The sequence below is a fragment of the Mycobacterium sp. 1165178.9 genome, from assembly GCF_001673555.1.
Lineage (GTDB): Bacteria > Actinomycetota > Actinomycetes > Mycobacteriales > Mycobacteriaceae > Mycobacterium.
Window position 1 is genome coordinate 1 of sequence record NZ_LZMB01000164.1, and the last position, 12,243, is coordinate 12,243.

The following is a 12,243-nucleotide window of genomic DNA, read 5'->3' on the forward strand; positions in this document are numbered from 1 at the left end:
AGAAGAAGAAGGTAAGCGCTGTGCCTACGTACACGCCAAAGGCGGGTGACACCACGAGGTCGTGGCACGTCATCGACGCCACGGACGTGGTGCTTGGCCGCCTTGCCGTCGCGGCAGCCACCCTGCTGCGCGGCAAGCACAAGCCGACGTTCACCCCCAATGTCGATGGCGGCGACTTCGTCATCGTCATCAACGCCGAGAAGGTCTCCCTCAGCGGCCAGAAGTTGGACAAGAAGCTCGCTTACCGCCACTCGGGATATCCCGGCGGTCTGAGCAGCCGAACGATCCGCGAGCTGATGGAGAAGCACCCCGACCGAGTCGTGGAGGACGCGATCACCGGCATGCTGCCCAAGAACAAGCTCGCCCGTCAGGTCGCGCGCAAGCTGCACGTCTACGCCGGTCCGACGCACCCGCACGCCGCACAACAGCCCGTTCCGTACGAGATCAAGCAGGTGGCCCAGTGACCGAAACGCCCGAGGCCTTGGAAAACCCCGAGAACCCGGAGAGCCCGGAAACCCCAGAAGCGGCAGAGACCGTCGCCGAAGTCACCGAAGCCCCGGTCGAGGCCTCCGAGACCGCGGAAGCGCCAGCGCCCGCCGCGCCGTTCGTGTTCGACCGGCCCATCCAGACCGTCGGCCGCCGCAAGGAGGCCGTGGTGCGGGTGCGCCTGGTGCCCGGCACCGGCAAGTTCAACCTGAACGGCCGCACCCTGGAGGGCTATTTCCCGAACAAGGTGCACCAGCAGCTCATCAAGGCCCCGCTGGTCACCGTCGACCGGGTGGAAAGCTTTGACATCTATGCGCTGCTGCACGGCGGCGGCCCCTCGGGGCAGGCAGGCGCGCTGCGATTGGGCATCGCCCGGGCACTGATCCTGGCCCAGCCCGAGGACCGGCCCCCGCTGAAGAAGGCCGGGTTCCTTACCCGTGACCCGCGTGCCACCGAGCGCAAGAAGTACGGCCTGAAGAAGGCCCGCAAGGCGCCTCAGTACAGCAAGCGCTGATCAGCAGTCGCAATCCGGCCACAACTTGGCATCGTGGTGCACAAGTTGTGGCCGGTTGCGGCGTGTCTGCGCCCGGACCCGCCCCGTTTCGTCCACAAAGGAACGGGCAAGTTAGGTGCTAGCCCGACAACTGTGAGAGGTTTGGTCGCATGGGTCGACTATTCGGCACCGACGGTGTCCGTGGGGTCGCCAATCACGAGTTGAGCGCCGAGCTGGCGCTCGCGCTGGGTTCCGCGGCGGCGCGGCACTTGGCGAGCACGCCGGCCCCGGGCCGGAGGGTCGCGGTGATCGGTCGCGATCCGCGGGCGAGTGGCGAAATGCTGGAGGCCGCGGTGATCGCCGGGCTGACCAGTGAAGGTGTCGACGCGCTGCGGGTCGGGGTGCTTCCGACTCCCGCGGTGGCCTACCTGACCGGCGCCTATGACGCCGACTTCGGGGTGATGATCTCGGCGTCGCACAACCCCATGCCCGACAACGGCATCAAGATCTTCGGCCCCGGCGGCCACAAGCTCGACGACCGCACCGAAAATGACATTGAAGCACTGCTCGCTGATGTCCCTGTCGGTCCCGGGTTGCGTCCGGTCGGCGCCGGGATCGGCCGGGTCATCGACGCCGAAGACGCGGCCGACCGCTACCTGCGCCACCTGAGCAAGGCCAGCGCGCTGCGCCTCGACGGATTGACCGTGGTGGTGGATTGCGCCCACGGCGCCGCCTCCGCGGTGGCCCCGCGCGCCTACCGCGCCGCCGGTGCCCGGGTGATCGCGATCAACGCCGAACCCAACGGGCTCAACATCAACGACAACTGCGGCTCCACGCACCTGGATTCGTTGCGCGCGGCCGTCGTCGCACACCGCGCCGACCTGGGCCTGGCCCACGACGGGGACGCCGACCGCTGCCTGGCCGTCGACGCAGGAGGCAACCTGGTCGACGGCGACCACATCATGGTGGTCCTCGCGCTCGCGATGCACGAGGCCGACGAATTGGCGTCCAAGACACTGGTGACCACAGTGATGAGCAACCTGGGGCTGCATCTGGCGATGCGCTCGGCGGGAATCACGGTGCGCACCACCGGCGTTGGCGACCGCTACGTCGTGGAGGAACTACGTGCCGGCGACTACAGCCTGGGTGGCGAGCAGTCCGGGCACATCGTGATGCCCGCGCTGGGCTCGACCGGCGACGGCATCGTCACCGGCCTGCGGCTGATGACCCGCATGGTGCAGACCGGTTCGCCGCTGGCCGAGCTGGCCTCGGTGATGAAGACGCTGCCGCAGGTGCTCATCAACGTGACGGTCGCCGATAAGGACACCGCCGCCAGCGCGCCCGCGGTGCAGAGCGCCGTCGGACAGGCCGAGGCCGAACTGGGCGACACCGGCCGAATCCTGTTGCGCCCCTCCGGGACCGAGCCGATGATCCGCGTCATGGTGGAAGCGCCCGAGAAGGACGTCGCCCAGCGGGTCGCCACCCGAGTCGCCGAAGCGGTCAGCCACGCGCTCTGATCTCCCCGGAACCCCGCCGTGCCCGCAGGCGTCGGATAAGGCATGAAATCCGTTGGGGGAACATGTCCTGTAGCCATCGCCCGCACGCAGATCGACTTGTCGGCGGTGCGGCGGGTCGCTGACCAATTCGCGATGGCGGCCGAATTCATCGACCGCGCGGTAAGCGACCACTTGTCCAGGCTGGCTTTCGGCGGCGCCAGCGCCGGGCGGACGCACACCGCGCGGGGTGACGCGCTGCGCGTCGAGTTGGAGCGGCTGGTGGCGCAGGTGTCCCAGTGGTCGCGCGCGTCGGCCGAGATCGCCACCGCGCTGCGGTCGAGCGCCGAGCGCTACGCCGATGCCGAACTGTATGCCGCGGCGCGGATCGCCTAACCCGTGGCCGACCGATTGGATGTGGCCGCGCGCCTCGACGAGGGCCGGGCCGCCGTCGAGCGCACCCAGACCTACGTGCAGGCCTGCCACGCGCTGGGCTACCAAAACCCCGATTTGACAACGCATCCCGCACAGGTCCGCGAACGGTATGCGGGTGAGGACGGCCTGGACCTGCGCGCGTTGGACCGCGACTGTGCGGAGTTGCGGGCCGCGGGCGTGGTGGCGGCCGAAGCGCTTCGAATGCAGCGCGCCCAGGTGGCCGAGCTGGCCGCGGCGTGGATCGGTCCGGGTGGGGACGCCGCGGTGCAGTTGTTGCAGCGGCATTGCGACACCGGCGACGCCGTCGTCACCGAACTGCGCGCGGCCGCCCAACGATGCGAATCGTTGCGCGACAACCTCTGGTATCTGGTCGATTCGGAGGTGGCGACCGCCGTCGCCGTCGATGACCGCGTGCGAATTCAGCGGCCGGCATGGCTCACGGCCGCCACAGCGGTGCTGGCGGGGGACCGGGACGGCGCGGCCGACGTGGTGCGCCAGCAGGTGATGCCATACGTGGACAACGACATTCGCAACGACTGGGTGACGGCGATGCGGTCCGCCTCGGACGGCGTCGAGACGTCCTACGCCATGGTCATCGACAAGATGGCCGCCGTCCCGGCGACGAGCTTCGAATACCCCGGCGATCTCGGGAAGGATATTGCGCGGGTGCAACTCCCCGCCCCGCCGGTGGACGCGGCGCCCATACCGACGCTGGCTCCCGCGCCGACGTTGCCGGCCGCGGCGCCCGACCCGGTCAGTGCCGCACCGGCTTCGGTGACTCCGCCGCCGCCGGTCGCCGCCGCGCCGCCTGCGGGCTGGGGAACCGCGCTCGGCGATGCCCTGGGCATGCCGGCGGGCGATCTCGGTGGGCTCGGGGGTGGCGCGCTCGGGGGCGGCGGTCTCGGCGGTGGTGGACTCGGCAGTGGCGGCGGCCTTCTCGGGCTGGCCGGCCGGATCGTCGACGCGGTGGGCGGGCTGATCGGATCGACCGGTGACGGACTGGACGGCGCGGAAGCATTGAGCGACGGCGAGAACCCTTTCGACGAGAAGCCCTACCGCGCAGACGATCCCGACGGCACCGAGGACACCGACGAGGTCGCGCACGAGGCCGTAGACGACAAGACCGCCGGCGATCCCGCCGAAACCGGCCAGTCCGTCGACGAACCTGAGCCCGAGCCCGACGACACGGCGGTCGAGGCCCCACCGCCGGCCGGCACACCGGCGCCGGACGCGCCGCCCGCACCTCCGGCCGCCCCCGTCGCCGAACCGGCACCCGCGGCCGACCAGGGATCGACGCCGTGCGAGATTGCCGCCGACCAGCTTCCGCAGGCGGGGCAGTGACCGCTCAGGGCCGCAGCTTCAGGGCTTGTTCGACAAACCGCATCGATTCGGCGCGATCGGCGGCCAGCGGGTTCACCAACAGCGTGGTCACGCCCGCCTCGGCGAAGGCGGCCATCCGTTCGGCGACGTATCCGGGCGGGCCGATCAGCGACATGCCGCGCACCAGCTCGTCGGGAACGGCGTCGATGGCCTCCTGCTTGCGTCCGGACAGATACAGCTCCTGGATCCGGTCGGCGACCTCGCCGAACCCATACCGCGTCGCCAGATTGTGGTAGAAATTGTGGCCCTTGGCGCCCATCCCGCCGATGTAGAGCCCCAGCTGCGGCTTGACCCACGCCAGCCGATCGTCGACGTCGTCCCCGATTGCCAACGACGCGTGCACCATCACATCGAGGGGGCCCAATGTTCGATCGCGCTTGGCGGCGCCGGCCGCCAGCGACTCGCCCCAGATCGACGCGGCCTTGTCGGGCAGGTAGAAGACGGGCTGCCAGCCCTCGGCGATCTCGGCGGTGAGCTCGACATTCTTGGGGCCCAACGCGGCGATGCTGACCGGAATACGTTCGCGCACGGGGTGATTGATGAGCTGCAGGGACTTGCCCAGACCCGTTCCGCGATCCGCGGGCAACGGCAGCTGGTAATGCTTGCCGTCGTATCGCACGCGTTCGCGGCGCCACACCTTGCGGCAGATCTCCACGATCTCGCGGGTGCGGCCGATCGGGGCGTCGAACGGGACGCCGTGGAATCCCTCGATCACCTGCGGCCCGGAGGTGCCGATGCCGAGGCGGAATCGCCCGTCGGACACGTAGTCCAGTCCCGCGGCGGTCATCGCCAGCAGCGACGGCGTGCGGATGTAGATGGGCAGCACGCCGGACGCCAGCTCGACGGTGTTGGTCTTGGCGGCCAGATAGCCCAATTGGCTGATGGCGTCGAAGGCATACGCCTCGGCCACAACCGCGACTTCGATACCGGACTTTTCGAGTTCGACCACGCGGTCCACGGCCTCGTGAAAGCCGCCCGAATAATTCAGGGCGATCCCGATTCGCATCAATGACACTTACCACGCTGTCGCGCGGCCGGGGATCCTCAGCCCGCCGAAGTGCCCGTCCAGTACTCCGCGAACCGTTGGCCGTCGGCGGCGAGGCGAAGGATGTCGTTGCCGGTGAACGAGACCGGGCCGTCCGGACCGAGGCCGGTGCCCACCCAGCGCCCGGCAACCAGATCGCCGTCCGACAGCGGACCGATCTCGATGGCAAAACTCAAGTCCGAGAACATGCTTCGCGTTTGCTCGACTATTTGCGCAAGCTCCTGGGGCCCGCACACCTCCCGGCCGGGCCAGTGACCCACGAAGTCGTCGGTGACGATCTCGGCCGCGATGGGCCGGCCGTTCCACAGTTCGATGATCCAGCGGTCGTAGAGCGCTTGCACGGTCGACATAAATGTCAATTACCCGGTCAGCCTTGCCTTCTCACTTCAGCAGCGCGACGATCTTCTCTTCCAGCGGAATCGCTTCGGCCTCGGGATCGATCGCATTGGTGCCCGGCAGGTGCACTTGCGGATCGGCGAAATCGCGATACTTCTTGTCGCCGCCCAGCGTGTAGAGCAGGTAACCGGTCAGCAGCGCCCGAACCGACCGCTGGGTGCGCCGGTGCGCTCCGGCCAGCCCCAGCACCTTGGTCAGTCGGCGGCCCTCCACCAGCCCACCGGGCTCGGCCTTGCTGACGATGCGCAGCGTCGCCGCGTCCCACACGCCGGCCAGTGCCAAAGCGCTGGAGTTCAGCGTCTTCGCATCGCCGGGCGCGGTGAAGATCACGCCGGGAACCTTCAGCGAGGCCGCCGGCTGCTGGGGGGGCGGGCTGGTGACGCTGGGGAAGATCGCCGCAACCGCGGCGATCTTGGCCGGCATCCCGGCCGCGGCGAACACCGCCGCCGAGCCGCCGAAGCCGTGTCCGGCCACGCCGAGCTTTTCCGGATGCACGCTGATCTTGCCGGGGCCCAGGCGCACACCCGACACGATGTCCAGGGCGGTGCCGAGATCGAAGGCGAGGTTGAGCACCGAGGGTGCCACGCCGCGCTGGGTGTCGGGAGCGCCGGCCACGATGCCCCACGACGCCAGATGCTCGAGCAGGTTCGAATACCGGGCCGCGCTCGTGAGCCACTCGTGGCCGAACGCCACGGCGGGCAGATTCAGCCCGGCCTCGGGGGTGTACACCACGCCGGGCAGGCCGGCAAAGGCCAGGTCACCACGCAAAACCCGATGCGGGCCACGGCGGCTGAGAGCTGCGACGAGCTTGCGGATGCGGGCCACGCGTTGACGTTAGCGCATCGCAATCGGGCGCCGGGGGAGAAGGAACGCCGCACGGCTTGCCCCGCCGGCGCGCGGCGACCGTCTAGCCCCTGACCTCGATGACACCCATCCGCCACAGCGCCGCGTAGAGCTGGTTAAGCGGGACGGACAGCAGTTTGGTGGTCATGTCCGTCAAAGGATTTCCGGAGTTGGCCGACGCCTGCGGGCGCGGCGTGGGCCTCTGCCGGGGCGCCGGCGCCATGGGGGCGGGCACCAGATCGTCGTAGCGAACTGCGGTCATGATCGCCTCCTATGGCGCCGACGGGCGGTCGGAGAAAGTTACGCATCTCAAAACGACTCGTTGCACAATTCCCGGTTAACAACCACTGACCCGAATTCATGGCTCGGCTAAAAGCGTAGGTCCCCAGGTAGCCAGAATATCTGACCTATTCCCGGCAAAAGCTCGACTGCAAATCGAATGGCCACCGTTTTGTAGCTGCCACGCTGTGGAATCGTGAGCGGTTGGGCGCAAAGCAGCCCGCCCTTCCGATGGGTTAAGGTTCTTTCCGGTCTTTGCTGATATTTCGAATGTTAAGGCGATGTATCCCGTGGACCTTGATGCGAACGAAAACGTTGCGAATACATCAGGTGAAATAGACTTCCGCCGTTTATGACCAGTGAGTGAATGAAAGTCAGCGTCCTGGCGCGGGATACGCGGCGCCGGGTGGATGGGTCCAGGACGTCCACCGGGCGCCGTCCCAATATCGCTGCCCGGCCCCCGACGGGTCGCGATACCATCCCGGCGGCGGGCCGGCCGGTACGGGCGGGGCGGGGGCATAGCCGGCCATGGGCGGCTGTGCGGCCAGCCGACGTACCTGCCGGATGGCGGTCCAATTCGAGATCAGCGCGGCCCAGTTCATCACCACAGCGACAACACGCTCCACCAACCGGCCAGCAAGTTGTGGGTCTGCGCGCTGCGGTAGGCGCTTTCGCATTGCTCGAGGGTGCCGGTGAAGGTGTAGCTGCGCTGCTGAAACATGACGACCGCACCGATGTGCTCGGTGAGCCGGAGGGTGAACTGCGGGTAGGGGTACGTCACAGTGGGCCTTTCGCGCAGGTGGGCGGCCTAACCCTAACCGTGGAGTGCAATGTTGGTGGTCCGTCTGCACTACCCTGTTCAGAATGTGCGGAATCGTCGGCTATGTCGGGCAGCAGCCCGCCTGTGAGGTCGTCATGTCCGCGCTGCGCCGGATGGAGTACCGCGGCTACGACTCGTCAGGCGTCGCCCTGGTCAACGGCGACGGCAGCCTGACGGTCAGCCGCCGTGCCGGCCGGCTGGCCAACCTGGAAGACGCGATCGCCGCAATGCCGGCGTCGTCACTGACCGGAACCACCGGCCTCGGCCACACCCGATGGGCCACCCACGGACGCCCCACCGACCGCAACGCGCATCCGCATCGCGACTCCGCCGGCAAGATCGCCGTGGTCCACAACGGCATCATCGAGAACTACGCCAACCTGCGCCACGAGCTGGAGGCCGAGGGCGTGGAGTTCGCCAGCGACACCGACACCGAGGTGGCCGTCCATCTGGTGTCACAGGCATACCGGCATGGCCCCACCGCGGGCGATTTCGCCGCGTCGGTGCTCGCGGTGCTGCGCCGCCTCGACGGCCACTTCACGTTGGTGTTCGCCAACGCCGACGACCCTGGCACCATCGTCGCCGCCCGCCGCTCCACCCCGCTGGTGATCGGGATCGGCGACGGCGAGATGTTCGTCGGGTCCGACGTGGCGGCCTTCATCCCGCACACCCGCAACGCCATCGAACTCGGCCAGGACCAGGCCGTGGTGATCACCGCTGACAATTACCGGATCACCGACTTCGACGGCAACGACGACCTGGGACCCAAGGCATACCGCGAATTCCATATCGATTGGGACCTGGCCGCCGCCGAAAAGGGCGGCTACGAGTACTTCATGCTCAAGGAGATCGCCGAGCAGCCCGCAGCCGTGGCCGACACCCTGCTCGGACACTTCGTCAACGGCCGGGTCGTGCTCGACGAACAGCGGCTGTCCGATCAGGAACTCCGCGAGATCGACAAGGTGTTCGTGGTGGCCTGCGGCACCGCGTATCACTCGGGCCTGCTGGCGAAGTACGCGATCGAGCACTGGACGCGGCTGCCGGTCGAGGTCGAGCTGGCCAGCGAATTCCGGTACCGCGACCCCGTTCTGGACCGCAGCACCCTGGTGGTCGCCATCTCGCAGTCCGGCGAGACCGCGGACACCCTCGAAGCGGTCCGGCACGCCAAGGAACAGAAGGCCAAGGTCTTGGCGATCTGCAACACCAACGGCTCGCAGATTCCTCGCGAGTGCGACGCCGTGCTCTACACCCGCGCCGGGCCGGAGATCGGGGTGGCCTCGACCAAGACGTTCCTGGCCCAGATCGCCGCCAACTATCTGGTGGGGCTGGCGCTGGCGCAGGCCCGCGGGACCAAGTACCCCGACGAGGTGCAGCGCGAATACCACGAGCTGGAGGCGATGCCGGATCTTGTCGCGCGGGTCATCGCGACGATCAAGCCGGTGGCCGCCTTGGCCTATCAATTCGCCCAGTCCCCGACGGTGCTGTTCCTGGGCCGCCACGTCGGATACCCGGTGGCGCTGGAAGGCGCGCTGAAACTCAAGGAATTGGCGTACATGCACGCCGAGGGATTCGCCGCCGGCGAGCTCAAGCACGGCCCCATCGCGCTGATCGAAGACGATCTGCCCGTCATCGTCATCATGCCGTCCCCGAAGGGGTCGGCCGTGCTGCACGCCAAGTTGTTGTCCAACATCCGCGAGATCCAGGCGCGCGGCGCGATAACCATCGTCGTCGCCGAGGAAGGCGATGACACTGTGCGCCCGTACGCCGACCACCTGATCGAAATCCCCTCTGTATCAACGCTTCTGCAGCCGCTGCTGTCGACCATCCCGCTGCAGGTGTTCGCCGCGTCGGTGGCCCAGGCCCGCGGCTACGACGTCGACAAGCCGCGAAACCTGGCCAAGTCCGTCACCGTTGAATAGGCGCGCATAGCTCGCGCCGCTTCTTCGCCCGTATCACCGGCGGACACCCAGCCGATCCATTACATTGCCCTGGGGCAGCATTTGCGGCAGGTGGGTTGGGGTGAAGTCCGTACGGGAGGAAGTATGCGATCGGCCGGCACGAAGTACGGCGTCGTAGGTCTCGTCGTCTTGATCCTCGCGGCATACGTCATAGCGGTCGCGATGTACGCACAAAGTGGGACTGGCCGGCGTCTGGATGTGGCCACCGCGGCTGCCGACGGCAACAGGCCGTCGGCGACCATCAATGTCGAAGACATTCAATCCAACTACAGCGTGCTTGCCGTCAATCTGGCGTTCAATCCCGGATCGGCCTTGCTGGATCCAACGACCCACCGCCTCAAGGACGATCTCAGCCTGCGCGTCAGGTCGGCCGCGATGCCTGCCCGCCACACCTGGACCAAGGGCATGCTGCCCGGCCTGATGGCGGTCCCGCTGACCATCGCCGGCGAGATCGAGCGCTGGCCCTTGGATCAATACCGCTCAGGGCCGATCGAAGTCGAGATCTTCTACGGGCCCGACACCGACCGGGCACCCGACCATGTGCCGGTCACCTTCGTCGATCACCTGTCGGGCTGGCGGCTATCGGCCACCAGAGCCCAGGCGGACGGTCCCTACCGACTGAACGTGCGGCGCTCGCTGTCCACCGCGGCGTTCGCCATCGTCATCCTCGGCGTGCTCATCACGATCGCCAGTCTGGCTCTGGTCGTGGCGATCCAGACGGCGCGCGACCGGCGGCCGTTTCAGCCTCCGATGACGACGTGGTACGCGGCCATGCTGTTCGCGGTGGTGCCCTTGCGCAACGCGCTACCCGGATCGCCGCCATTCGGCAGCTGGGTCGATATCACCGTCGTTATCTGGGTCCTGGTCGCGTTGGCCGTCTCGATGATTCTCTACATCGGCTGCTGGTGGCGGCATCTGCCGGTGCCCGCCCCCGCGCCGGTGGATCCGGCACCGGACCCCGCCCCGGCGGATCCGGCCCCCACGCCGGCCAAGTAGCCAGTCGCCGGCGGCGTGTTTGCCGCCGAAGTCGTCCGGCGGCCCCGCCCCGCGTGCGAAGGTTGATGTCGTGGCGGGTCCATCGGTTCGCGAACGAGTGCGCAGCATGACGCTCGTGGTCTGGCATTTCGTCATCAGCGCCCCGCTGACCTACTGCTGGTTGTTGGTGCTGATGATCACCACGTTCATCCAGACCCATCTCACCGGCCGTGAGCTGCACTCCGTACTGCTGCACCGCTCCACCAACATTCACGAGTTGGGCAGCGACCCGCTCGGCGTCCTGTTCGCCAGCCTGCTGTGGATCGACGGCAAAAACTTTGAGCCCTACCTGCTGCTGTTCACACTGTTTCTCGCGCCGGCCGAACACTGGCTCGGCCAGCTCCGCTGGCTCACTGTGGGATTGAGCTCGCACATCCTTGCCACCTACATCAGCGAAGGCATCCTCTACTTCGCGATCGAGGACCACGACGCCCCCCAACGGCTGGTGCACGCCCGCGACATCGGGGTCAGCTACTTCCTCGTCGGCGTGATGGCCGTGCTGAGCTACCACATCGTCCGGCCGTGGCGCTGGGGATATCTCGGGGTGTTGCTCATCATCTTCGGTTTTCCGCTGATCACGATGGGCAGCGAATTGAACTTCACCGCGATCGGGCACTTCACCTCGATCTTCATCGGCCTGTGCTTCTACCCGATGACGCGCACGCGCTCGAAACGCAGCAGCCCGTTGAGTCCCGCGCGCCTGCGGGCCATGGCGCGCCGCGGCGTCCCGCCGGAGACCTCGGCCTGATGCCGGCCCCGGCCGGCACCGAAAGACCGTGGACGCCAAGCCATTCCGATGCGGTGCCGGTGGCCGTGGATGCCGGCCTTTTGAGCGCGGGCTGTCCGCCGCGACGGCGACACGTAATCTGACTCTGATGCGGCATTACTACTCCGTAGACGCGATCCGCCAGGCCGAGGCGCCATTGCTGGCCAGCCTGCCCGACGGCGCGCTGATGCGGCGCGCGGCCTACGGGTTGGCCACCGAGATCATCGGCGAGTTGGCCGTCCGCACCGGCGGGGTGACCGGGCGGCGGGTGTGCGCGGTCGTCGGCTCCGGCGACAACGGCGGTGACGCGCTGTGGGCGGCCACCTTCCTGCGCCGTCGCGGCGTGGCCGCGGACGCGATTCTGCTCAAGCCCGAGCGCACCCACCGCAAAGGCCTGGCGGCGTTTCGGCGGGCCGGCGGTCGCATCGTCGAAAGTGTCTCGCCGACAACCGATCTCGTTGTCGACGGCGTGGTGGGCATCTCCGGTTCCGGAGCGCTGCGGCCCGCCGCGGCCGAGGTGTTCGCCGCCGTCGACGACGCGAGAATCCCGGTGATCGCCGTCGACATCCCCAGCGGCATCGACGCCGCGACCGGGGCCATCACCGGTCCCGCGGTGCACGCCTCGCTGACCGTCACCTTCGGCGGCCTCGAACCCAAGCACGTCCGTCTCGGGCAAGTCGAGTCCGATGTCGATCAGCCGCACCCGCCCGCAGTCGGCGAGTGCGTGCACGGGTTTGAGGCCGCCGAAGGTGACGGTCAGCGAGGCGTGCACCGCGGGACCGGTGATGGCCCCGGTCGCGGCGTCGATCGCCGA

At 68.1% G+C, this 12,243-nt stretch carries 13 protein-coding genes and 1 pseudogene; 9 read left to right on the plus strand and 5 right to left on the minus strand.

Annotated elements, in window-relative coordinates; translation table 11 throughout:
* Positions 1–20 precede the first annotated feature (20 nt).
* From rplM to A5652_RS07930, 5 genes are all read left to right on the plus strand, one after another.
* On the plus strand, positions 21–464 hold the full coding sequence (rplM, locus tag A5652_RS07910; protein ID WP_067348858.1) for a 50S ribosomal protein L13: 444 nt from the start codon (positions 21–23) through the stop codon (positions 462–464).
* 17 nt (positions 465–481) lie between these two features.
* Positions 482–1,000 carry a 30S ribosomal protein S9 gene (rpsI, locus tag A5652_RS07915; RefSeq protein WP_369805766.1) on the plus strand — a complete coding sequence of 173 codons (519 nt, stop codon included), beginning with the start codon at positions 482–484 and terminating at the stop codon, positions 998–1,000.
* A gap of 149 nt (positions 1,001–1,149) precedes the next feature.
* Positions 1,150–2,496: a phosphoglucosamine mutase gene (glmM, locus tag A5652_RS07920; RefSeq protein WP_067348825.1), complete on the plus strand. Its 1,347-nt coding sequence runs from the start codon at positions 1,150–1,152 to the stop codon at positions 2,494–2,496.
* Positions 2,497–2,538: 42 nt separating this feature from the next.
* Positions 2,539–2,868, plus strand: coding sequence for a type VII secretion target (locus tag A5652_RS07925; protein WP_067348828.1), 330 nt, complete (start codon positions 2,539–2,541; stop codon positions 2,866–2,868).
* A 3-nt stretch (positions 2,869–2,871) separates the two neighbouring features.
* Positions 2,872–4,248, plus strand: a complete 1,377-nt coding sequence (locus A5652_RS07930; RefSeq protein ID WP_067348832.1) for a hypothetical protein — start codon at positions 2,872–2,874, stop codon at positions 4,246–4,248.
* Between the two features lie 4 nt (positions 4,249–4,252).
* Here the strand turns inward: A5652_RS07930 and A5652_RS07935 are convergent, their stop codons facing one another.
* The 5 genes and pseudogenes from A5652_RS07935 to A5652_RS07955 form a co-directional block, all read right to left on the minus strand.
* Positions 4,253–5,293 (minus strand): LLM class F420-dependent oxidoreductase, encoded by a 1,041-nt coding sequence (locus A5652_RS07935; protein ID WP_067348835.1) that lies wholly within the window; start codon positions 5,291–5,293, stop codon positions 4,253–4,255.
* A gap of 38 nt (positions 5,294–5,331) precedes the next feature.
* Positions 5,332–5,682 (minus strand): ester cyclase, encoded by a 351-nt coding sequence (locus A5652_RS07940; protein WP_067348839.1) that lies wholly within the window; start codon positions 5,680–5,682, stop codon positions 5,332–5,334.
* A gap of 31 nt (positions 5,683–5,713) precedes the next feature.
* Positions 5,714–6,553 (minus strand): dienelactone hydrolase family protein, encoded by an 840-nt coding sequence (locus tag A5652_RS07945; protein ID WP_067348844.1) that lies wholly within the window; start codon positions 6,551–6,553, stop codon positions 5,714–5,716.
* A gap of 82 nt (positions 6,554–6,635) precedes the next feature.
* Complete coding sequence (locus tag A5652_RS07950) at positions 6,636–6,833, minus strand: Rv1535 family protein (protein WP_067348847.1); 198 nt, start codon at positions 6,831–6,833, stop codon at positions 6,636–6,638.
* 391 nt (positions 6,834–7,224) lie between these two features.
* Positions 7,225–7,571, minus strand: a pseudogene (locus tag A5652_RS07955) (DUF2510 domain-containing protein).
* Positions 7,572–7,714: 143 nt separating this feature from the next.
* Here A5652_RS07955 and glmS point away from each other — a divergent pair.
* The 4 genes from glmS to A5652_RS07975 all read left to right on the plus strand — a co-directional run.
* A complete protein-coding gene (glmS, locus tag A5652_RS07960; RefSeq protein ID WP_067348850.1) occupies positions 7,715–9,589 on the plus strand; it encodes a glutamine--fructose-6-phosphate transaminase (isomerizing) in 1,875 nt (624 codons plus the stop codon).
* Between the two features lie 123 nt (positions 9,590–9,712).
* Positions 9,713–10,624: a DUF4436 domain-containing protein gene (locus A5652_RS07965; protein WP_067348854.1), complete on the plus strand. Its 912-nt coding sequence runs from the start codon at positions 9,713–9,715 to the stop codon at positions 10,622–10,624.
* Between the two features lie 70 nt (positions 10,625–10,694).
* Positions 10,695–11,411, plus strand: coding sequence for a rhomboid-like protein (locus A5652_RS07970; RefSeq protein WP_369805765.1), 717 nt, complete (start codon positions 10,695–10,697; stop codon positions 11,409–11,411).
* A 127-nt stretch (positions 11,412–11,538) separates the two neighbouring features.
* On the plus strand, positions 11,539–12,243 hold a 705-nt coding region (locus A5652_RS07975), incomplete at its 3' end, for an NAD(P)H-hydrate epimerase (RefSeq protein WP_197513829.1).

Bases quoted from the DNA above. Each gene is read 5' to 3' on its own strand.
- A5652_RS07965 (WP_067348854.1), top strand. From the start codon at position 9,713: ATGCGATCGGCCGGCACGAAGTACGGCGTCGTAGGTCTCGTCGTCTTG.
- glmM (WP_067348825.1), top strand. From the start codon at position 1,150: ATGGGTCGACTATTCGGCACCGACGGTGTCCGTGGGGTCGCCAATCAC.
- glmS (WP_067348850.1), top strand. From the start codon at position 7,715: ATGTGCGGAATCGTCGGCTATGTCGGGCAGCAGCCCGCCTGTGAGGTC.
- A5652_RS07935 (WP_067348835.1), bottom strand. From the start codon at position 5,293: ATGCGAATCGGGATCGCCCTGAATTATTCGGGCGGCTTTCACGAGGCC.
- A5652_RS07925 (WP_067348828.1), top strand. From the start codon at position 2,539: ATGAAATCCGTTGGGGGAACATGTCCTGTAGCCATCGCCCGCACGCAG.
- A5652_RS07940 (WP_067348839.1), bottom strand. From the start codon at position 5,682: ATGTCGACCGTGCAAGCGCTCTACGACCGCTGGATCATCGAACTGTGG.
- A5652_RS07950 (WP_067348847.1), bottom strand. From the start codon at position 6,833: ATGACCGCAGTTCGCTACGACGATCTGGTGCCCGCCCCCATGGCGCCG.